Origin of the sequence: Lysinibacillus sp. NPDC097214, assembly GCF_050277945.1 — a bacterium.
GTDB lineage: Bacteria > Bacillota > Bacilli > Bacillales_A > Planococcaceae > Lysinibacillus > Lysinibacillus xylanilyticus_B.
This window is the reverse complement of the sequence record NZ_JBNNSS010000008.1, coordinates 12064-34762: the sequence shown is the minus strand read 5'-3', so window position 1 is coordinate 34762 and position 22699 is coordinate 12064. Positions and strand designations below refer to the sequence as shown.

At 37.7% G+C, this 22699-nt stretch carries 22 protein-coding genes; 2 read left to right on the top strand and 20 right to left on the bottom strand.

The window, feature by feature from the left end; all coding sequences use genetic code 11:
* Window positions 1-117: 117 nt before the first annotated feature.
* The 7 genes from dnaB to rpsF all read right to left on the bottom strand — a co-directional run bounded on the left by dnaB (window position 118) and on the right by rpsF (window position 6934).
* On the bottom strand, window positions 118-1479 hold the full coding sequence (gene dnaB, locus ACQKMI_RS17690; RefSeq protein WP_427491060.1) for a replicative DNA helicase: 1362 nt from the start codon (window positions 1477-1479) through the stop codon (window positions 118-120).
* A 13-nt stretch (window positions 1480-1492) separates the two neighbouring features.
* Entirely contained in the window at window positions 1493-1939 is a 447-nt protein-coding gene (rplI, locus tag ACQKMI_RS17685; RefSeq protein ID WP_427491058.1) for a 50S ribosomal protein L9, read from the bottom strand.
* Complete coding sequence (locus ACQKMI_RS17680; protein WP_427491056.1) at window positions 1936-3909, bottom strand: DHH family phosphoesterase; 1974 nt, start codon at window positions 3907-3909, stop codon at window positions 1936-1938. The genes rplI and ACQKMI_RS17680 overlap by 4 nt, the downstream gene beginning before the upstream one ends.
* 12 nt (window positions 3910-3921) lie before the next feature.
* Window positions 3922-4863, bottom strand: coding sequence for a YybS family protein (locus tag ACQKMI_RS17675; RefSeq protein ID WP_427491054.1), 942 nt, complete (start codon window positions 4861-4863; stop codon window positions 3922-3924).
* A gap of 893 nt (window positions 4864-5756) precedes the next feature.
* On the bottom strand, window positions 5757-5993 hold the full coding sequence (gene rpsR / locus ACQKMI_RS17670) for a 30S ribosomal protein S18 (RefSeq protein ID WP_427491052.1): 237 nt from the start codon (window positions 5991-5993) through the stop codon (window positions 5757-5759).
* A 38-nt stretch (window positions 5994-6031) separates the two neighbouring features.
* Window positions 6032-6601 carry a single-stranded DNA-binding protein gene (gene ssb, locus ACQKMI_RS17665; protein WP_323648417.1) on the bottom strand — a complete coding sequence of 190 codons (570 nt, stop codon included), beginning with the start codon at window positions 6599-6601 and terminating at the stop codon, window positions 6032-6034.
* A gap of 45 nt (window positions 6602-6646) precedes the next feature.
* Window positions 6647-6934, bottom strand: a complete 288-nt coding sequence (rpsF, locus tag ACQKMI_RS17660) for a 30S ribosomal protein S6 (RefSeq protein WP_427416083.1) — start codon at window positions 6932-6934, stop codon at window positions 6647-6649.
* Window positions 6935-7107: 173 nt separating this feature from the next.
* On the opposite strand from rpsF, the gene ACQKMI_RS17655 reads away from it, so the two are divergent.
* Complete coding sequence (locus ACQKMI_RS17655) at window positions 7108-7668, top strand: DUF3267 domain-containing protein (RefSeq protein WP_427491050.1); 561 nt, start codon at window positions 7108-7110, stop codon at window positions 7666-7668.
* 69 nt (window positions 7669-7737) lie between these two features.
* Here the strand turns inward: ACQKMI_RS17655 and ACQKMI_RS17650 are convergent, their stop codons facing one another.
* From ACQKMI_RS17650 to ACQKMI_RS17635, 4 genes are all read right to left on the bottom strand, one after another.
* Complete coding sequence (locus ACQKMI_RS17650) at window positions 7738-8778, bottom strand: acyl-CoA dehydrogenase (protein WP_427491048.1); 1041 nt, start codon at window positions 8776-8778, stop codon at window positions 7738-7740.
* An 80-nt stretch (window positions 8779-8858) separates the two neighbouring features.
* Window positions 8859-9959: a redox-regulated ATPase YchF gene (gene ychF, locus ACQKMI_RS17645; protein WP_068985809.1), complete on the bottom strand. Its 1101-nt coding sequence runs from the start codon at window positions 9957-9959 to the stop codon at window positions 8859-8861.
* Window positions 9960-10112: 153 nt separating this feature from the next.
* Window positions 10113-10313: a DUF951 domain-containing protein gene (locus ACQKMI_RS17640; RefSeq protein ID WP_427491256.1), complete on the bottom strand. Its 201-nt coding sequence runs from the start codon at window positions 10311-10313 to the stop codon at window positions 10113-10115.
* A gap of 1 nt (window position 10314) precedes the next feature.
* On the bottom strand, window positions 10315-11199 hold the full coding sequence (locus tag ACQKMI_RS17635; RefSeq protein WP_427491046.1) for a mechanosensitive ion channel family protein: 885 nt from the start codon (window positions 11197-11199) through the stop codon (window positions 10315-10317).
* 93 nt (window positions 11200-11292) lie between these two features.
* Here ACQKMI_RS17635 and yyaC point away from each other — a divergent pair, with 93 nt between their 5' ends.
* Window positions 11293-11925: a spore protease YyaC gene (gene yyaC, locus ACQKMI_RS17630; RefSeq protein ID WP_427491044.1), complete on the top strand. Its 633-nt coding sequence runs from the start codon at window positions 11293-11295 to the stop codon at window positions 11923-11925.
* Here the strand turns inward: yyaC and ACQKMI_RS17625 are convergent.
* The 9 genes from ACQKMI_RS17625 to yidC all read right to left on the bottom strand — a co-directional run bounded on the left by ACQKMI_RS17625 (window position 11842) and on the right by yidC (window position 22624).
* Entirely contained in the window at window positions 11842-12558 is a 717-nt protein-coding gene (locus ACQKMI_RS17625; protein WP_427491042.1) for a DUF554 domain-containing protein, read from the bottom strand. The genes yyaC and ACQKMI_RS17625 overlap by 84 nt on opposite strands.
* Before the next feature lie 76 nt (window positions 12559-12634).
* Complete coding sequence (locus ACQKMI_RS17620) at window positions 12635-13483, bottom strand: ParB/RepB/Spo0J family partition protein (RefSeq protein ID WP_427491040.1); 849 nt, start codon at window positions 13481-13483, stop codon at window positions 12635-12637.
* A complete protein-coding gene (locus ACQKMI_RS17615) occupies window positions 13476-14237 on the bottom strand; it encodes a ParA family protein (RefSeq protein ID WP_079563360.1) in 762 nt (253 codons plus the stop codon). Before ACQKMI_RS17615 ends, ACQKMI_RS17620 begins: the two co-directional genes overlap by 8 nt.
* 494 nt (window positions 14238-14731) lie before the next feature.
* On the bottom strand, window positions 14732-15631 hold the full coding sequence (noc, locus tag ACQKMI_RS17610; RefSeq protein WP_427491038.1) for a nucleoid occlusion protein: 900 nt from the start codon (window positions 15629-15631) through the stop codon (window positions 14732-14734).
* 179 nt (window positions 15632-15810) lie between these two features.
* Window positions 15811-16527, bottom strand: a complete 717-nt coding sequence (gene rsmG / locus ACQKMI_RS17605) for a 16S rRNA (guanine(527)-N(7))-methyltransferase RsmG (RefSeq protein WP_427491036.1) — start codon at window positions 16525-16527, stop codon at window positions 15811-15813.
* Between the two features lie 524 nt (window positions 16528-17051).
* A complete protein-coding gene (mnmG, locus tag ACQKMI_RS17600; RefSeq protein ID WP_427491034.1) occupies window positions 17052-18947 on the bottom strand; it encodes a tRNA uridine-5-carboxymethylaminomethyl(34) synthesis enzyme MnmG in 1896 nt (631 codons plus the stop codon).
* 28 nt (window positions 18948-18975) lie between these two features.
* Window positions 18976-20361 (bottom strand): tRNA uridine-5-carboxymethylaminomethyl(34) synthesis GTPase MnmE, encoded by a 1386-nt coding sequence (gene mnmE / locus ACQKMI_RS17595; protein ID WP_427491032.1) that lies wholly within the window; start codon window positions 20359-20361, stop codon window positions 18976-18978.
* A 686-nt stretch (window positions 20362-21047) separates the two neighbouring features.
* Window positions 21048-21857 carry an RNA-binding cell elongation regulator Jag/EloR gene (gene jag / locus ACQKMI_RS17590; RefSeq protein WP_427491030.1) on the bottom strand — a complete coding sequence of 270 codons (810 nt, stop codon included), beginning with the start codon at window positions 21855-21857 and terminating at the stop codon, window positions 21048-21050.
* A complete protein-coding gene (gene yidC, locus ACQKMI_RS17585; protein WP_427491028.1) occupies window positions 21854-22624 on the bottom strand; it encodes a membrane protein insertase YidC in 771 nt (256 codons plus the stop codon). Before yidC ends, jag begins: the two co-directional genes overlap by 4 nt.
* Between the last annotated feature and the right edge of the window lie 75 nt (window positions 22625-22699).

Here is a 22699-nt window from a genome sequence, read left to right as displayed (position 1 = left end):
TCCGTTTTGGCGTAATCGGAAACGTTATGTTCCTCTTTTTCAATCAGTATTTGGCCAACATAGCATACGTTTTAACAAAAATCATCTCCAACTATTGGTGATGAGCCAAATAAATATTTAATCACGTGGTGGTGGTGGCGGCATTTGCGACCAATCCACATTAATGAATTTATTGAATTCTTTTTTAAAGGCAAGAGTAACTGTACCCGTTGGACCGTTACGCTGTTTAGCAATAATAATTTCAATCATATTTTTACTCTCGGACTCCTTATCGTAATAATCATCACGATATAAGAAGGCAACAATATCAGCATCTTGCTCAATACTTCCCGATTCACGTAAGTCACTCATCATTGGTCGCTTATCTTGACGTTGCTCAACGCCACGAGATAGCTGTGATAATGCAATGACTGGAACCTTTAATTCACGCGCTAAATGTTTTAAAGAACGTGAAATATCAGATACCTCTTGCTGACGGTTCTCCCCTGGTTTACCACTACCTTGAATAAGTTGTAAATAGTCAATCAAAATCATACCGAGGCCATGCTCTTGTGCTAAACGTCGACATTTTGCGCGAATTTCATTAATACGTACACCCGGTGTATCGTCAATAAAAATTCCTGAATTTGATAAACTCCCCATTGCCATAGTTAGTTTACCCCAATCTTCTGTTGTTAAAGCACCAGTACGTAAAACTTGTGCATCTATATTTCCCTCTGCACAAAGCATACGCATAACTAACTGCTCAGCACCCATCTCTAAGGAGAAGATCGCAACATTTTCCCGCGCTTGAACGGCAACACTTTGTGCGACATTCAATGCAAAGGCTGTTTTCCCTACAGATGGACGTGCCGCAACAATAATTAAATCGTTACGCTGGAAGCCAGCTGTTATATGGTCTAAGTCACGGAAGCCTGTCGGAATACCTGTAACATCACCTTTTTGTGATTGAAGCTGCTCAATGTTATCAAAGGTTTCCACCAATACGTCTTTAACATGCTTAAAGTCACCCGCATTTTTACGACTGGCTACCTCCATCATTTTCTTCTCTGCTTCACCAAGTAACGCCTCTACCTCATCTTCACGAGTATAGCCATCTTCTACTATTTTAGTAGCTACACGAATTAAACGACGTAATAGGGCCTTTTCTTCGACAATTTTCGCATAGTGTGCGACGTTAGCAGCTGTAGGGACAGCATTGGCGAGCTCTAGTAAATACGATAGCCCGCCAACATCCTCAATTTCTTTTTTAGCTGATAATTCTTCAGTAACTGTGACAACATCTATCGCTTTCCCTTGATCACTTAAACGTAGCATCGTTTCGAAAATTTGCTTATGTGCATTATGATAAAAATCATCTGCTAGTAAAATTTCAGATGCAGTGATTAACGATTGAGGATCGAGGAAAATCGCACCGATAACCGATTGCTCGGCTTCCCGGTTATGCGGTGGAACGCGATCCATCATCGGTTCGGTCATGGATTGTCGCCCCTTATTCTTCCGTTACATGAACTTTTAATGTAGCAGATACTTCATGGTGTAGTTTTACAGGTACATTTGTAAAGCCTAGCGCACGAATTCCATCACTTAAAGTCATTTTACGTTTATCAATTTTTATGCCATGCTTTTTTTGAAGTGCATCGGCAACTTGCTTTGAAGATACTGAACCAAATAGGCGACCACCTTCACCTGATTTTGCTTTTAGTTCTACCGTTAAAGCTTCTAATTTTTCTTTTAATGCTTCCGCTTCAGCCAAGTCGGCAGCAGCATTTTTAGCTTCTAAATTCTTTTGACCTTCTAATTGACTTAATGCTTGTGCATTTGCTTCAGCAGCAAAACCATTTTTAATTAAGAAGTTTTGTGCATAGCCGTCTGCTACATTTTTTATTTCCCCTTTTTTCCCTTTTCCTTTAACATCTTTTAAAAATACTACTTTCATGATTCAGAACTCCCTTCGAGTACCTCATTTATGGCCTCTTCTAAATATTTTTTTACTCCATCAATGGAATTTGCTTCTACTTGGCAAGCAGCATTAGTTAAATGCCCGCCGCCGCCTAGCTTTTCCATAATAAGCTGCACGTTTACCTCGCCAAGTGATCTTGCACTTATGCCGACTTTGCCATCTGAACGATGCGCAATGACAAAGGAAGCACTAACATCCTTCATTGTTAGTAAAATGTCAGCTGTTTGCGCAATTAGTACAGAATCATATACTTTCGCTTCCTCACCTACAGCAATAGCAATACCTGGCTTCACGAACTTAACAGTCTGCACTATTTTAGAACGCTCAATATACGTATCGACACCTTCTTTTAATAATCGCTGTACTAGCACTGTATCGGCACCATTTGTCCGTAAATAAGAAGCCGCTTCAAACGTACGCGCTCCTGTACGTAGTGTAAAACTTTTCGTATCGACAATGATTCCCGCTAGCAATGCAGTAGCTTCTAGCATATTAATCTTTGCACGTTTTGGTTGATACTCGAGTAATTCTGTCACAAGCTCAGCTGTGGACGATGCGTACGGCTCCATATAAACAAGCGTTGGATTTTCTATAAAGTCCTCACTTCGACGATGGTGATCAATGACCACAACTTTTTCAGCCAACTTCAATAGGTGCGAATCTATGACTAAATTCGGTTTATGTGTATCGACAATAACGAGCAATGATTTTTCTGTCATTTTTGTCGCAGCTTCCTCTGGTGTTAGGAAATGTTCATAGAAATCCGATTTACTCTCAATTTCATTCATTAAACGTGTTACACTTCCGTTTAATTCTTCAAAATTTATGATTACGTAGCCCTTCACATCGTTCATTTGTGCCATTTTACGTACACCAACAGAGGCACCAATAGAGTCCATATCAGGATTTTTATGTCCCATAACAAACACTTGGTCACTATCCTGAATTAAATCGCGTAGTGCATGGGAAATAACACGAGCTCTAACGCGTGTACGTTTCTCAACCGGGTTAGTTTTCCCGCCATAAAATTTTAGCTTTCCTGTAGGTTGCTTGATGGCAACCTGATCACCACCACGGCCTAAAACAAGATCTAAACTTGATTGTGCTAGTTCACCAAGCTCTATTAATGAAGATGATCCTGCACCAACGCCAATACTTAATGTTAATGACGTATTTTTTTGCGCTGTTTTTTCTCGAATTGTATCTAAAATAGCAAATTTTTTCTTTTCAAGCTCCATTAAAATGGATTCGTTTAATACAGCTAAAAAACGATCGGATGAAATTCGTTTCACAAATATCCCTTGCTCAGCCGCCCAATCATTAACAATTGATGTCACCATCGTATTCGTTATACTACGTGGTTGGTCGTCCATTGCTTGTGTAATTTCGTCATAGTTATCAACAAATAAAATCGCAATAACTGTACTATCAGCATAGTATTGTTTTTCAATAGCTATCTGCTCAGTAATATCAAAGAAATATAGTAAATTCTCTTCTTTTTTATAATAAACGCGGTACTTACGATCACGGAGCGTAATCGTATCTTCGTTTGTCTCCTCGTTCTTCATTAGCACGTAAATGTCATCAGATATATTAACGATTCCTTCACCTACTAAACTCTCCATATTTAAAACACCTTGCATATATGGATTCGACCATTCTATTTCATATTGATCATTGACAAGCAAAATCCCAATTGGCATTTCAAGCAATGCCTCTTCCCCAACTTTTTTCATGCGGAAAGAGATGGATTCAATATGCTTTTCTGTTTCTTCAAAGGTAATCTTTTCTACCTTCCACGTATAGGCCATTAATAGAACAAAACCTACTCCATAACCGATACCTATCCCGATACTCCAAATACATAGAAGTACGAACGTCACAATGCCAAAAATGGAAAGAACAAAAAGCGGATAGCGGATTGGTCGTTTTCTAAAAGTCCCCATTACATCAGCCCCTTATTCTTTGGTTTTCCCCTTCACAAGTGAACGTAAGTCGAAACCTAAATCTACGATGCCTAGCAATATCATAATGGATGATAGTGGTAAGGCTAACAAAGTCGCTATCCATTTGACAACATTGGGCATTTCCTTTTTAGAAATAAAGTAATGTATAAAGGAAATTCCCTGCAGGATTAATAACATCCATAAGATAGAAGAAACATTTAAAACAATAATATCTAATGTAGATCCAAATTCTGGACGCATAAATAAATTAATGCATAAAACAATCATGTAATACCATAAAATAGATCGTGGTAGACGCATATTTTGGAACGGTGCAAATTTTGGTACGTCTAAACCAAGACGTTTTAATACAGGTAAATTTAACGTTATGATAATAAATGCTGCCATAAATGCAAAGATTGTTACTGTTGCAGGTATTGTCAGCTCAATTGTTTTTAACATAGCCTCAATTTGTTCTTGCTGAAACACTACTTGACCTGTCACATTTTTTGCAAGTTCATTTGATTGCTCATAATTTTCGCGTAAAAGATCTGTGCTCATGTTAATGATATTGATACCAGCAAATTGAACATAGGCTACATAGGCAATTGCCATTGACAGAAGAACAGAAACCCCAGACGACATGAATAGGTAAAGTTTGCTCTTCTTTTGATTTATTGCGCTTCCTATAACAATACCAAGTAATGCCAAAATAAAAGCAAATGGTAACATAGTTATGCCACTCGTTAAAGTGGTTAAGATACATCCTACTACTACTACGAGTATTGATGAAGAACGCTTGTAATTTGCGCTATACCAAGCAATCGGTAGTGGGGCAAATAGTAGACCTACTATAAAAATGAATGGTACATATGCAGAAATAAGCATTAGAATCGTAAAGATTGCGACCATCATTGAGCCTTGTACAAGCGCCTTTGTTTGATTATTCGGCATTGAAAACCTTCCTTTTTTTAGTCAAACTTACTGACCTTTATTGTACCATTTTTTCAGGTTATTGAACAAAAAACGCTAAGAACAACTGTATGCTTTGTCATTAATTTTGTAGAACCAATGACTAAAGCATAAAATACATAGCTATATAGGAGATTTTTTACCGAAAAAGCATAACAAATTCATTCATTGATTATGTTCTTCTATATATATATTTCAAAATTTCTCTAACAATAAAAAAAAGCAACTTACGACAGTTACTAATACATGAAAAAAGGCTTTTAATCGAAATGATTATAAGCCGTTTTGTTTTAAAAAATGTTACTTAGTCGATTGTTTCTCAATCTCTAAAATTTCATCTTTTCTTTATTCATGTCTATTAAGAGTGTAATAAATTCTTATCATAATAGCAAATGGTAATTTATAGAGCAATTACTGAGATAAACTAAGCTCATCAACCTCCATAATGTGGGATTGATTTCCGTTCCGACCGGGCGCTTTCCTGGGGGCGTCCGATGAGCCGCTTCACTCGCTTTGCTCGCTCCAGGGTCTCGGGCCAACACGATGTTGGTCACGAAGGCGTTATCACAGGATGTGATGATTTTAGCCTTCGTTCCCCTATTGCTAATCCCCAAGGAGTCGCCCAGTCTCCACTCCAATCAACTAATATAAATGACTACATTTTAACAAGCGTCATCCACATCTTTTGGTGAAAAATAAACAATATTATCAAAATAAGGATTGCTATTTTCAATACTCCTACCCTTTGTAATTGTTCACAAGTTCCACCTTCTAATATTTCCATATTGGCGGTTATAAGATTAGCAACTCCATTTTCACAAATAAAAAAAGCACAATCAAAGCGATTAAACCTTGTTGTGCCTTTATTTTAAATATTATTTATCTTCTGCTACGAATGGAAGTAATCCCATAATACGAGAAACTTTGATAGCTGAAGTTAATTTACGTTGGTACTTAGCGCTAGTGCCAGTTACGCGACGTGGTAAAATTTTACCGCGTTCAGAGATGAATTTTTTTAGTAAATCCACATCTTTATAGTCGATATTCGAAATGTTATTAGCAGTGAAGTAGCAAACTTTACGGCGTTTGCGGCCTCCGCGACGTGGTGCCATAGTGTGTCTCCTCCTTATCATTTTTTATTTTAGAAGTATTAGAACGGTAAATCATCCTCAGATACTTCTATCGGTCCTTTGCTATTAGCAAATGGATCCTCATCTACACGTGTATAATTCGGCTGATTCACAGGTGGTTGATTTTGCTGATAAGCATCGCCGCCAAATGAACCCTGTCCTGGCATAGCACCACCAAACTGTTGTTGTGGTTGACCACCGCCATATGACGGTTGGTTATTACCGTAAGTCTGTCCACCGTATTGAGGAGATGCAGGAGCACCGCTACCATTACGAGGTTCTAAAAACTGTACGCTATCTGCCACTACATCTGTTGTGTATACTCGCTTACCATCTTGTCCTTCATAACTGCCTGTTTGAATGCGGCCTTCCACTCCAATTAAACTTCCTTTTCGCATGAAGTTCGCTAAGTTTTCAGCCTGTTTGCGCCAAGCAACACAGCTAATGAAATCAGCTTCGCGGTCACCTTGTTGGTTTGAGAATGTTCGATTTACAGCAACTGTAAATCTTGTAGACGCAACACCATTAGGCGTATAGCGTAGCTCAGGATCCTTTGTTAGTCTTCCAACTAATACGACACGGTTAATCATCAGAAATGCAACCTCCTTTTTCAGCATTTTGTTAAAAATAAATGATTATGCTTCTTGGCGAACAGCAATGTGACGAATGATATCTTCGCTAATGTTAGCAAGACGTGTGTATTCGTTAATTGCTTCTGAAGTAGCGTTTACTTTCACGATTTGGTAGAAACCTTCGCGGAAGTCTTGAATTTCATAAGCTAAGCGGCGTTTGCCCCACTCTTTTGATTCGATGACTTCTGCACCGTTAGAAGTTAAGGCTTCGTTGAAACGTTCAACTAAAGCTTTCTTCGCTTCGTCTTCAATGTTCGGACGTACGATGTACATTAATTCGTATTTTCTCATCTGTTTACACCTCCTTATGGACTTAGGCTCTCCTGTACACAGGGAGCAAGGAGCAAGTAATAATTATTACTCACATCAATGAATTGTAACATATAGATACATGTCTTTCAAGTCGCAACTAAACAATTCTTTCTATATAATGAACTTAATTCATGAATGAACGGAGGATCTTCATGCTACCAGATAAAGAACCTATCATAATAGAGTTGGATATAAAAAAACTAATGATGGACAATATTGTTGTCACAAGTGGTCTCGTCATATTATTTGTAGCTATTCAATCTATTTGCTTTAAAGATTTTGATTTTTCATTTTGGAATATGATTATTGGATCTATCCTTTTTGTTATTCTGTATATTGTTTTCATTGTCTTACATGAAGCCTTTCATTTAATTGGCTTTATGGTCTTTGGAGGCGTACCCTTTAAATCGTTAAAATATGGACTGAATTTAGAGCTTGGCATAGCGTACGCAACAACTGAACAACCGTTACCGAATCATGCAATGAAAAAAGCTTTATTACTTCCATTTTGGACAACTGGTGTTCTCCCGACAATTGCTGGTTTCTACTTTAACAGTACTATTTTAGTATTAGTAGGTGCTTTTTTAATCGCTGGAGCAGTCGGTGATTTTTCCATGTATAAAGAATTGCGTAAATACCCCAAAAATGCGTTAATACAGGATGATCCTCATTTACCTAAGCTTTATGTATATTTGTCCGAGGGAAAGAAATAACTTTGCTGAGAGTCACGTTACAAATAGAATCTGCTTGTCTCCAAGCAGATTCTATTTTTTAACACAAAGTTATGGCGTTAAAAAACTATGCTGTGCAGCTGTATATAAATTTCTCCAAATACGATTAATTGAAGATGTCTCCGTAATCGCATCCATACCAAGTTTACGTATTAAGCTATTGGCAATGTCTACACAAGACGCTGCAATGTCTTTACCCATTTGTGAAAATAGTTGTAGTTCTTCTTCGGTCAACTCATGACCTTCTTTATGTTTTTGCCAGTATTCATTCAACTTTGAGTAAAATTTCTCTTCAAGCTGTTTAAAGTTCTTCTGTTGTTGCATCAATAAAAATTGTATGGCACCCATACGTTCGGTACGGCTTGGATCATGCTTTCTTTGCTTTACTAAAACTGATGCCTCTTCTAAGAAATTTTCTGTTATCCCAAGACAAACACTTACAAATGAAGCTTCTGCAAATGCACCAAACGGAAAACTATGTACCGCACTTCCATACTTGTTTTTAATTATGCCCAATTGGAATATTTCCTTTTCAGGTACCCAAACATCTTGCACACGAATCGTATGGCTAGCTGTCGCTTTTAAGCCCATTGCTCGCCAATCATGAAGAACCTCTACTTGATCACAATTTACTGAGCAACTAATTATTTTATCAGTTCTAATACCTTCATACTCGACAAAGCAATTCATCGTAAAAGTTGTAGCATAATCTGCTCCGCTACAATACTTCCATTGACCCGTTACACGATAGCCCCCATCTATTTTCACCGCTATCCCTGTAGGATAGCCACTGCCTGCTATGACTGCATTTCTTGGTGAAAATATTTTTTCACAAATCTCATTGTTCAATGTTGGAATAAATGCGTTACCCCCTGTCCCTATTGTGACAAGCCAGCCAAAGTTGCCATCAAGTGCAGACATCTGCTGGAATACTTTAACGCCCTCTAGTAGCTCTAAGTCTTTACCGCCTAATTCTTTTGCTGTGAATAGCTTAAACAATTGATGCTCATAAATAAGCTCTACTATATCTTCTGGTAATCTACCTAGCTCCTCAATTTCTAAACCACGATCTTTTATTTGTAATATGTTCATACTAATCCTCCAGATTGAAAATTCAGATAAAAATATATACAAAAAAGGCAATCTATTGAAAGATTGCCCCTGTTCGTTTTTTACACATTGAAACGGAATAACATAATATCGCCGTCTTGTACAACATACTCTTTACCTTCAAGACGTACTTTACCAGCTTCTTTAGCAGCAGGTTGAGAACCAGCTTCTACTAAATCATCGAAAGCAACTGTTTCTGCACGAATAAATCCACGTTCAAAGTCTGTATGAATGACTCCAGCACATTGTGGTGCCTTCATACCTTTACGGAACGTCCATGCACGTACCTCTTGTACCCCAGCAGTGAAGTAAGTTGCTAGTCCTAGTAAATCATATGAAGTACGGATTAACTGGTCTAAACCAGATTCTTTAATGCCTAGTTCTTCTAAGAACATTGCTTTTTCTTCATCATCAAGCTCAGAAATTTCTTCCTCGATTTTTGCACAAATTGTGATAACTTGAGCTCCTTCAGCAGCTGCATACTCACGTACCTTTTGCACATATTCGTTATTATCTGCGTCAGCAACTTCATCTTCAGAAACGTTTGCCACATAAAGCATAGGTTTAATTGTTAAAAGATGAAGTCCTTTAATAACCTTTAGCTCGTCTTCTGAAAGCTCTGCAGCGCGTGCTGGTCGACCGTTTTCTAATTGCTCTTTAACTTTTACAAGAATTGGTTCTTCGATCATTGCTTCTTTGTCTTTTTGCTTTGCCATTTTGCCAACACGTTGCAATCGCTTATCAACAGATTCTAAATCAGCAAGTGCAAGCTCTAAATTAATGACCTCAATATCGTCAATCGGATCTACTCCACCTGATACGTGTGTAATATTTTCATCAACAAAACAACGTACAACTTGGCAAATTGCATCTACTTCACGAATATGAGCAAGGAATTTGTTCCCTAACCCTTCACCCTTTGAAGCGCCTTTTACGATCCCAGCAATATCTGTGAACTCAAATGCTGTTGGTACTGTTTTTTTAGGTGTTACTAATTCTGTTAATTTATCTAAACGTGCATCTGGTACTTCAACAATACCGACGTTCGGATCGATTGTTGCGAATGGATAGTTTGCAGCCAATGCGCCCGCTTTTGTAATTGCGTTAAATAATGTTGATTTTCCAACGTTAGGTAAACCAACGATTCCAGCTGTTAATGCCATGAATGGACACAACCTTTCTATGATCTGTTCAAATTTGTTTTTATTTCCCGTACTAACGGATACTGTGAGGTTACAGAAGTCCCCACTGATGAATCACTGTATAACCTTATCTATTATATTGATTCACTCATAAAAAGTCTAATACACATCAAACTAGTCTTCACTAGAGGAAATTAAAACCTTTTTCATTTTTTTCTCAAACTCGCGGCGTGGAATCATGACGCTATGCTGACAGCCTTCACATTTAATGCGTACATCCGCCCCCATCCGAATAATCTTCCACTTATTTGTGCCACATGGATGCTGCTTTTTCATTTCAACAATATCATTTAAACCAAATTTCTTTGCGTCCATATTACTCACTTCTCCCCTCTTCATTTCCATTCACACCATAGAACATCATTTTCGGATGAGCCATTGGTATATTATTTTCTTCAAAGAGTTTTGTAACATCACGACGAATAGTACGAGCCACCCCATATTGTTGCTGTGGTAATGTTTCTGCGGCTATACGAATCGTTACTTCTGTACCCTTAACATTTTGTACACCTAAAAAGGCAGGTACTGCTACAAGTTCCTTATGAATTTCAGGTAAAGTATTCAAATACTTTTGAATAATAGATTCAGCTCTTTCAAAATTGGCATCCGTCGTCATTTGTAAATCTATATAAATTTTAGAGTTGTTGACAGAGTAATTGACAACATCGCCAATCGAACCATTCGGAATAATAAACTGCTCCCCTGTAGAACCATTAATCTTTGTCGTACGTAAGCCTATCTCTATAACAGTTCCTTCAGCTGCATTGATTTTTATATAATCGCCAACACCAAATTGATCTTCAAAAATAATAAAGAATCCAGTAATGACGTCCTTTACTAAGCTCTGCGCACCAAAACCAATGGCTAAACCGACAATCCCTGCTCCTGCCAGTAACCCTGCTATCTTAATGTTTAATATAGAGAGAATAGCAATGATTGCTGAAAAATAAACAGCATAGGAAATGACACTTTGTAATAATCTTGAAATTGTTGTTTGGCGACGTTCTGAATGATCTAAAGGCGAACGCATACGCATTAAAAACACTTTTTTAATAAATTTTTTACCTAATCGAACAGCTAACCACGATGCAATCAAAATAACCGTTATCTTAATTGAAGCAGTCATTATCGTTTCCCAAAGCTTCTCTGACAGCAGCTTATCCCATAAGTTACTTAATACCTTTTCACTAAACCAATCCATTATTACCACCTCTTGAATAACTTGCTAAAAATTTGCGTATACTTCATAAAAATCGAGCACTTCTTACAAATAAAAAGGAAAGCGAGTTTTTTTATGAATACTATACCTAAATTGTTACTCCCTTATTCTATTCATCATGAAAGTAAAAATATCGTTTGGCAATTAAGTACATTATTTTTAGAACATATACCCTTTCATCATGAACGCCTTATTTTCTGTTGTATTGGAAGTGACCGTTGTACAGGTGATACGCTTGGGCCGTTAACAGGTAGCTTCCTAAAAAAGTCAGTTAGTTTTCCATATGAAATTGTAGGATCTTTAGACAATCCTTTGCATGCCCTTAATTTAGACACTACTATGCAACAGCTACACAATCATACTATAAAACCTTTCATTATTGCGATTGATGCATGTCTTGGAAGTGAACAAAATGTTGGACATATTTCTGTACAGAACGGACCTATTTTCCCGGGAAAAGCCGTAAAAAAACAATTACCTCCAATCGGTGACATTTCCATTAAGGGAATCGTCAATGTTGGAGGCTTTATGGAAATGCTTGTTTTACAAAATACAAGACTTCATATTTCCTATGCAATGGCTGAAAAGCTTTCAAGAGCTCTATTGCTCGCTGCACATCGTTACTCATTGAAAAATATAGAAGATAGCAACCACAATACCGACAACAACGATACCTGGCAACAAGTTAGCAGCCTTGATTTTAGTTAAACCTGCTATATTTAAACCAATAGCAAAAATCATAACACCGCCTACAGCAGTCATTTCATGAATAAACATTTGTAGTGCAGCCTCTGGTATAAAAGAGCTAATAACACCCGCAAAAAGTGCAATTAATCCTTGATAGACGAATACAGGTAATGCAGATAATAGCACGCCAATACCTAATGTAGATGTTAAGATGATCGATATAAATCCATCGATTAATCCTTTCGTAATCAGTACATTATGATCATTACGCAGACCACTATCGAGTGCACCAATGACGCCCATAGAGCCAACTACAAAGATTAAAGAAGCTGTTACAAAGCCTTCCGCTATACTAATTTGATTATTATCAGTACGTTTTTTACCGAATAAAGATTCTACCCATTGTCCAAGTCTATTCATTTGCTTATCTAAATCTAACCACTCACCAATTACTGTACCGACCACTAAACTTATCATTAGAATAATAAAATTATCACTTTCAAAGCCCATTTTAATCCCTAAAAGTGCAACTGCTAAACCGATAATCGATAATACAGTAGACTTCATCGATTCAGGTATATTTTTAAAAATGCGTCCTACCAATGCTCCTACCATAATGAGCAGCGCGTTAATGAATGCCCCTAGTAATACCACGTCCCTACCTTCCTTCTCTCTAGAAAAATAGAGAGCGCCTTGTAGTTCGGCGCTCTGATTACGTTATCGATCTTTCTTACTCTTCTTGTAAATTTAGTATTTCTAAAATGCGTTCTAAATCATCTTCGGAGTAAAATTCAATTTCAATTTTCCCTTTATTATTAGCTTTTCTAATTTGTACATTTGTTCCAAAATAATCACGTAACTGCGATTCTTTAGCTGCAACAAATATATCCTTTTTCTTTGGTTGAGTTGTTTCACGTGAAACTTCTTCATTTAAGTTGTGTACTAACATTTCAACTTGCCGCACATTTAAACCTTGTTTAATGACCTTATTTGCCACTTCTGATATTTGTCTTTTATTCTTTAATCCAAGTAATGCTCGCCCTTGTCCCATCGATAATGTTCCATCGTTCATAAACTCACGAACATCATCTGGTAATGCAAGTAAACGAACGTGATTGGCAATATGTGGTCTACTCTTCCCTAAGCGTTTGGATAGCTCCTCTTGTGTTAAATGTAAGTTTTCCATTAAGCTTTGGTATGCCTCAGCCTCTTCAATAACTGTTAGATCTTCACGCTGTAGATTTTCTAAAATAGCTAGTTCCATCATTTGCGTATCTGATAGCTCTTTTATAATAGCTGGAATAGCATCTAACCCTGCTAATTGAGTTGCTCTATAACGGCGTTCCCCAGCTACGATTTCATATTTACGTCCCTTTTTACGTACGGCAATAGGCTGTAAAATACCATGTTCCTGTATGGAGTCAGCTAATTCTTGTAAAGTTTCTTCATCGAAAATTTTACGAGGCTGAAATGGGTTTGCGACGATAAGTTCTAATTGTATTTCTTCCACTTGCCCACTTTGTTCTAAAGACTCCCCAGGAAATAATGCACTAATGCCTCTTCCTAAACCTTTAGCCATTTTTAATCACTTCCCTCGCCATCTCTAAATACACCTCTGCACCTCTTGATTTTGCGTCATAAGTGATAATTGGCTGTCCATGACTAGGAGCCTCACTTAAACGCACATTACGAGGAATAATTGTTTTGTATACTTTTTCTTGGAAATATTTTTTTACTTCATCAATAACTTGTAAGCCAAGGTTTGTTCGTGCATCAAGCATCGTCAATAATACACCGTCAATGTATAATTGCTGATTTAAATGTTTTTGCACTAAACGGACAGTTGATAATAACTGACTTAATCCCTCTAATGCGTAATATTCGCATTGTACAGGAATAATGAGTGCATCCGAAGCCGTTAAAGCATTAATTGTTAGCAGCCCTAACGAAGGCGGACAATCAATAATAATATAATCATAGTCTTCTTTTACATCTTGAAGTGCATGCTTTAAACGTACTTCCCTGGAAATGGTCGAAACCAATTCAATTTCTGCACCTGCTAATGAAATGGTTGCTGGAATGATTGCTAAGTTTTCAACATTTGTTTGTTGAATGACGTTTTCAACTTTTTCATCATCAATTAACACATCATAAATACAGCCGTGAAGTTCTCCCTTATTAACACCAAGTCCACTTGTTGTATTTCCTTGTGGATCAGTATCGATTAAGAGCACTTTCTTTCCTAAATATGCTAGACAAGCGCTCAAATTGACCGATGTCGTTGTTTTTCCTACGCCACCCTTTTGATTGGCGATTGCTATAATTCTACCCATTTAAAAGCACCTGCTTTCATCTATCAAAGTTCACTTTGACAAATCATTTGTAAAATCACTGATCAATTATGCCTCGGCATAATTGTGTCCGGATTCGGCTTTGTGCTTGCACAAAGCACTCCTTTCCGAATCCGTGACATCCGCCGGAGGCTTTAACTTCTTTCAGCGGATGTTTGGGCACCCGCTGAAAAGTAACTTAAACCCGCATTCAACTTACCACTTATAGAGGTGAGAGACTTCTGCTGAAAGAAGTTAAATACCTCTATCTTACTTTCATTCTATCAAAAAAACAGAAAAGAGTTGTATAAAATATTAAGAATATATGCAAAAAAGGAGACATCTCAGAAATATTACTAAGATGTCTCCTCCGTACAGAGATATAAAAGCGACTTATCATCAACTTATATGGTATACGTTATAAAGATGACATCCTCAATTTTGATGATGTCACAAAAGTCAATTCTTTATTTTTCTAATAAAACTTCAATCACGACCTAAGACTTTTTCTTTTTAGGTATTTTCACTGTAATTTGATAATATTCCTCTGTATCTTCTTCTTCAGTCTTAACTGTAATACCGCTCTTTGTTACCATTGATAACGATTGTTTAATCGTGTTTAAAGCAATTCGTACGTCTTTACTAATGGCCTTACGCTTCGGCTTTACTTTCTTCGGCTCTGCTTCTTCTTGTACTTCCAACTCTGGATGCAATAAAGAATAAATTTGCTCTTCTAACTGACGAACATTCCAATCATTTTCAATCGTTTGTTGTAAAACCTCTAGCTGTAGTGGCTGATCTTTAATTGCAATTAATGCTCGTGCATGTCGTTCAGAGATTTCACGTTTCAAAATAGCTTGCCGCACTTCTTCAGGAAGTTTTAATAAACGCAATTTATTGGCTACCGTGGATTGTCCTTTTCCAAGTCGTTGGGCTAGAGCTTCTTGTGTCAGCTCATGAAGCTCCAATAATTTTTGATAGGCAACAGCTTCTTCAATTGCTGTTAACTCCTCACGCTGTAGGTTCTCAATTAACGCGATAGAGGCTGTTTCCTTATCAGTTAAATTTCTTATAATTGCCGGAACTTCTGTCCATTGTAGCTTTTTCATTGCTCGATAACGACGCTCACCAGCAATAATTTCATATTGGTTTTCTGCTGTTTTACGTACAACGATTGGCTGAATTACACCATGCGTATGAATGGTTCTTGATAATTCTTCAATTTTTTCATCATCAAAAATAGTACGTGGCTGAAAACGGTTAGGCACAATTTGATCAATCGGCAGCTTTATAACCTCTTCCGCTGCATGAACCGTCTCTGCTTGTTCTACTTCATTTTTCACAATAGGCTCAGTTTTATTTCCGCCTCCAAAAAAACGTGAAAAAGGACTTTTCATCCAAGTGGCACCACCTTTAAGTAACTATCTTGCTCTGTTTTATTCTATTATTATTTATTATATTTCTTAAAATGTATATAGTTCGTAGATGTCATTTGCGTGAACCATCCATAACTAGTATGTATGCTCAAAATAGAAAAAATATTTTCTACTTTGAGAAGTTTCACATGAAACACTAATTATTGAATCGGTGATTTATTTGGTACACCTGGTTTACGCGGATATTTTTTTGGTGTTCCTTTTATTTTATCAAAGATATATAACATGCGGTCACTTTCTTCAACAGGTAGCTGGAAAGAAAACTCTTCTTTTAGCGCGACTCCTAATGTAGTCAATGCTTTTTTGGCATCTTTTAATTCCTCCGCACCAGCTGCTGCTTTTAAAGCAACAAAATAGCCACCTTGTTTTGCTAGTGGTACACATAACTCTGATAAGACCGATAAGCGGGCTACTGCACGAGCTGTTACAACATCAAATTGTTCACGATATTTCGCATTTTGAGCAAATTCCTCTGCACGTGCATGTACAAAATTCATATTCTCTAATTGTAACTCATCACTTAAATGATTTAAGAATGTAATTCTTTTATTTAAAGAATCGACAATTGTTACATGTAAATGTGGGAAACAGATTTTAATTGGAATACTTGGAAAACCAGCACCTGCTCCAACATCACAAACTGTTGTTACTTTTGAAAAATCAAAATAGAAAGAGGCACTAATTGAATCATAAAAGTGTTTTAAATAAACACCTTCTAAATCGGTAATAGCTGTTAAGTTCATCTTTTCATTCCACTCAACAAGTAACTCAAAGTATTTTTTGAATTGAGCAATCTGCTTTTCAGAAAGTTCGATGCCCTTTTTCTTTAAAGCCTCGATAAATTGTTGTTCGTTCATGTAAAGTCTCCTTTTTCTAAATGGCCTTACTATCTCTATTATTGATTTGTAAGCATATATTCGTTTACATTCCCAAATCAACTATATAAAAATAGCATAACCATCAATTATGCCTCGGCATAATTGCGTCTTGAATCGGCTTTGTGCTTAGGCCTGCAGATGTTTCTTGTGCGAAAGCGTAGTGCTAACGCAGCGACAGCAACATGACGCAGGTCAGTTAGTCGTTATCGCATGGATGCGATGATTTTAGGCTAACATCCTATGCGAACTCCTTTCCGATTCTGTGACATCCGCCGGAGGCTTTGGGCCAACATGATGTTGGTCACTCAGTCGTTGCCACAGGACGTGGCGTCCTTAGACTGAGTTCCTCTATTTCAGCGGATGTTTGGACACCCACTGAAAAGTGACTTAAAACCGCATTCATCTCACCACCTATGGAGATGGGAGATGAATGCTGAAAGAAGTTAAAAATAGGAAGCGGGCACAAAGGTATGCCCGCCTCATATTCACTTTACTGTTCTTAATTATTCGCCGCTGACGCGTGCGATTCTACCTTGCTCAATATAAACAAGCAATATTGAAATATCTGCTGGGTTTACACCAGAGATCCGCGATGCTTGGGCAATGGAAAGTGGTATAACTTGTTTTAATTTTTGTCGAGCTTCTGTTGCTAGACCTGAAATAGCATCATAATCAATATTTTCAGGGATTTTTTTATTCTCCATTTTATGAAGCTTTTCAACTTGTTGCAATGCTTTTTCAATATAGCCTTCATATTTAAGTTGAATTTCAATTTGTTCCTTCACTTCATCCGAAAACTCTATGTCTGCTGGAATTAATGAAGAAATTAAACCATAATGCATTTCTGTACGTTTTAATAAATCTGCTCCACGAATACCATCTTTTAGCTCACTGCCACCTACAGAGCGGATAACGGCTTGTGTTGCTTCATTTGGTTTAATAATAACTTCGCGAAGACGTGCAATTTCGTTTTCAATCAGCTCTTTTTTCTCATTGAATATTGCATATCTTTCCTCAGTAATCATTCCCATATTATACCCTTGCTCTACCAAACGTAAATCAGCGTTATCATGACGAAGTAGTAAACGATACTCTGCGCGAGATGTTAGTAAGCGATACGGTTCATTTGTTCCCTTTGTTACTAGATCATCAATTAATACGCCAATATAAGCATCTGAACGACCTAAAATTAATTCTTCTTTTCCAAGCACATTAGCAGCAGCATTCATCCCTGCCATTAAGCCTTGGGCTGCTGCTTCCTCGTAACCTGATGTTCCATTGATTTGACCAGCAGTATATAAGCCTTTAATACGTTTTGTTTCTAACGTTGGCCATAATTGTGTTGGCACGATTGCATCGTACTCAATAGCATAGCCTGCACGCATCATTTCTGCTTTTTCTAAGCCTGGAATTGATTTTAGTAAACGTGTTTGTACATGCTCTGGTAAGCTAGTTGATAAACCTTGTACATACACTTCACGTGTATTGCGACCTTCTGGCTCTAAGAAAATTTGGTGGCGCGGTTTATCGTTAAATCGCACAACTTTGTCTTCAATAGAAGGGCAATAACGTGGACCAGTACCTTTAATCATCCCTGAGTACATCGGTGAAAGGTGTAGGTTTGCCTCGATAATTTCATGCGTTTCTAGACTTGTATAAGTCAGCCAGCAAGGCATCTGATCCATGATGAATTCAGTTGTTTCAAAGCTGAATGCATGTGGAACATCATCCCCTGGTTGAATCTCTGTTTTATCATAATCAATTGTACGGCTATTCACTCGTGGTGGTGTACCTGTTTTAAAACGCACAAGGTCAAAGCCAATTTCTTTTAAGTTATCAGCTAAACGAATGGACGGTTGTTGGTTATTAGGACCACTTGAATACTTAATGTCTCCAATAATGATTTCACCGCGAAGGAATGTACCTGTTGTGATAACAACAGTTTTAGCTCGGTAAATAGCACCAATTTGTGTAATAACACCTTTTACTTCCCCGTCTTCGATAATTAGCTCTTCTACCATTCCTTGGTGCATTGTTAAGTTTTCATTTTCCTCCAACACGCGTTTCATTTCTTGTTGGTATAAAACTTTGTCCGCTTGCGCACGTAATGCACGCACAGCAGGACCTTTCCCTGTATTTAACATACGCATTTGAATATGCGTTTTATCAATAACTTTCCCCATGACGCCACCTAATGCGTCAATTTCTCGTACTACGATTCCTTTGGCAGGACCACCAATGGAAGGATTGCATGGCATAAATGCAATCATATCTAAATTGATTGTTAACATCAGTGTGTTAGCACCCATTTTGGCTGCGGCGTATGCAGCTTCAGAACCTGCGTGACCTGCGCCAATTACGATAACATCAAACGTGCCTGCCTCATATTTTGTTGGCATAGCTCGTATCTTCCTTTCTTTAGTAAAATTATTTTCCTAAGCAGAACTGTGAAAATAACTGATTAATTAGGCTTTCCTGTACTGTGTCACCTATAATTTCACCAAGTAATTCCCATGTTCTTGTTACATCTATTTGCACCATATCAACAGGTACATCAGCTTGTGCTGCAGCTAATGCATCCTCGACAGTTGCTTGTGCTTGATGAAGTAATGCAATATGTCTTGCATTTGAAACATATGTTAAATCGCCCGCTTCAATTTGCCCTTCAAAGAATAACGCGGCAATCGCTTCCTCTAGCTCTACGATACCCTCTTCTTGTAAAAGAGAAGTTGTCACAACGCGACGGTTGCCTGCTAGCTCTTTGACGTGTGCTAAATCAATTTTTTGCGGTAGATCTGTTTTATTAACAATAACGATGTAATCCATCGCTTTAATGGTTTCGAATAGACGCTCATCCTCAGCGGTCAATTCTTCTGCGTAGTTTAAAACAAATAAAATTAAATCCGCGCCACGCAACGCCTCACGTGAACGTTCAACACCAATTCGTTCAACGATATCCTCTGTCTCTCGAATACCAGCTGTATCGACTAAACGAAGCGGAACACCACGTACATTCACGTACTCTTCTATAATATCACGAGTTGTCCCTGCTATATCTGTCACAATAGCCTTATTCTCCTGTACTAAACTATTTAAAAGAGAAGATTTCCCAACGTTTGGGCGGCCTAAAATAACAGTTGATAGACCCTCTCGTAATATTTTCCCCTGAGAAGATGTTTGCAAAAGTTTTATAATTTCATTTCGTACCCATGTACATTTTTCTACTAATACTGGTACTGTCATTTCTTCTACATCATCATACTCCGGATAATCTATATTAACCTCAACTTGCGCTAATGTCTCTAGTAATGCTTGGCGTAAGTCACCAATTAAACGCGATAATTTGCCATCCATTTGTCCTAATGCTACATTCATCGCTCTATCTGTTTTCGCTCTTATTAAATCCATGACTGCTTCAGCTTGTGATAAATCGATACGTCCATTTAAGAATGCACGCTTTGTAAATTCACCTGGCTCTGCGAGTCTTGCGCCATTTGTTAATACTAGCTTTAATACACGGTTCACCGAAACAAGTCCACCGTGACAGTTAATTTCTATTACATCCTCACGAGTGAATGTTTTAGGTCCGCGCATTAACGACAGCATTACTTCCTCTACAATCTCATTTGTTTTTGGATCGACTAAATGTCCATAATGAATTGTATGTGAAGCCTTCGTTGTTAAACTTTTTCCACCAGGCGATCTGAATATTTTATCTGCAATTGCGACTGCTTCGTCCCCACTTAAACGAACAATAGCAATAGCTCCTTCACCCATAGGTGTGGATATCGCAGCAATTGTATCGAACTCCATTTAATGACCTCCTTAACGTTATCCACATGTGGATAAATAAAAACCGACCAATACTTACTAACACCTTAGACTAACATATTTTCTGCAAAATCTAAAGTAAGGATAATTTCCAATTGTGGATAATAAGAAAGCTCAACATTATAGCACGTATTTCGACAAAAGTTGCAAATGCTAGAGCGTTCATTCTAGATCATAAAAAAACTATCTTGCCAATGAATAAAATATGCTCTTCGGCAAAACGAGGGGTTGATTTCCGTTCCGACTGAGCGCTTTGTTGCTGTCGCTACGTTAGCACTACGCTTTCGCACAGAGCAAAGCTTCCTGGGGGCGTCCGATGAGCCGCTTGGGGCAACAAGATGTTGGTCACGAAGGCGTTATCACAGGACGTGATGCTTTTAGCCTTCGTTCCCCTATTTGCTCGCTCCAGGGTCTCGGGCCAACACGATGTTGGTCAAGAAGGCGTTATCACAGGATGTGATGATTTTAGCCTTGGTTCCCCTATTACTGATCCCCAAGGAGTCGCTCAGTCTCCACTCCAATCAACCTGGCATGTCACTCAAAATTTATAGCGATACAATGAAAACTTCAGCAATGTTCATTGACCATCTTGTTTTCAACAACATAAAAAGTCATTTTATCATGACGATAAAATGACTTTAGCTTTGTCTGTATGTTTTCTACGAAGTTTAGTCGTTCTTTACAGGTTCAATGACTAAATAACGATTAGGCTCCGTTCCTTCTGAGTATGTTTCAATATCAAAGCGATTTGCCAATTGATTATGAATAACTTTTCTTTCGTACGACTGCATTGGCTCAAACGTCACACGCTGATTTAAGCGAAGTGCTTTATCCGCCATACGATCTGCCAGTAACTCCAATGCTTCTTGACGACGTTCACGATAGTTTTCTACGTCTAATTTCACCATTAAGAACTGCTTGGAACTTTTATTTAACACAAGGTGTGTTAATTGCTGCAAGGAATTTAATGTTTGACCACGTTTCCCTATAAGCAGTGCAGCTTTCTCGCTTTTCAGTTGAAATAATACATATTTCCCTTCTCGTGTCGTTTCAATTTCCAGATCATGAATATCCAATTGTTCAGCAATGTTGACTAAATAACTCTTTGCCTCTTCAATTGGGTTTACTGAGGTTTCTTCTTCCTCTTTTTGTTCCTCCACGACTTGTTGAACAGCTTCGATATCACTTTGTTGTTCAGAAACTTGTGAACTTATTGTTTCAACATCATCTATTACTGTTGGTTCGACAAATTGAGTCGTATTTCGCTGTTCAGCTTTTTCTTCCTCAATCGTTGGTCGAACCTGCACTTCCTTTACTGTTACACGAACTTCTGCAGATCGTGCCCCAAAACCTAAAAATCCTTTTTTACCTTCTTGTAAAACTTCAACATCTACTTGTTCACGGGTTTTGCCAAGTTTCTGTAACGCCAATGAGATCGCTTCTTGTGTTGTTGCGCCTATTTGCGTAAGTTGTTTCACTTTTTAGCCCCTCCATTTTGAGCAGGTTGTGTTTTATCTTTTTTCCAAGGTTTATAAATAAACAGGTTTTGAGCAATCGAAATAATGTTACCGATTACCCAGTATAGTGATAATGCTGCTGGTAATGCCATACCAAAACCAATAATCATAAATGGCATAATGTACATCATTATTTTCATTTGAGGGTTATCCATTGCTGGGCCCGTACGTAGAACGATAAATTGCATTAAACCAGCAGTAATTGCTAATGCCGGTGCAGGATCTGCTAACGGGAAAATAAAGAAATTCCCTAAATCGAAAGCAGCTGTAGCATTCATACGACTAATCGCATGGTAGAAACCCATTAAAATTGGCATTTGAATGAGTACAGGTAAACATCCAGCAAGTGGATTGACACCAGACTCACTCATAAGCTGCATCATCTCTTTTTGATACTGTTGCTGTGTCTGTGCATCCTTAGAAGCATACTTCTTTTGCAATTCCTTCAATTTCGGCTGAATTTCTTGCATTTTTTTAGAGCTCTTTGTTTGTTTAATCATCAATGGAAGAATAGCTAAACGAATAATAATCGTTACAACAATAATCCCCCATGCATATGAACCAAGCATATCAGCAAAGTATTTAATTGCTGACACTAAAGGCCAAACAATGAATTCATTCCAGAAGCCTGTGCTTTCTTTGGAGATTGGTTCTTTGAACTCTGTACAACCAGATAGTAGTAATACTACTGATGCTAGCGACAAAATTACCCAAAGTTGTTTCTTCAACCTTCTTCCCCCTACAAATACTATTCACTTTTTCTAAAACTATATGCATTCTCTTCTTTATACATTTACAGTTTC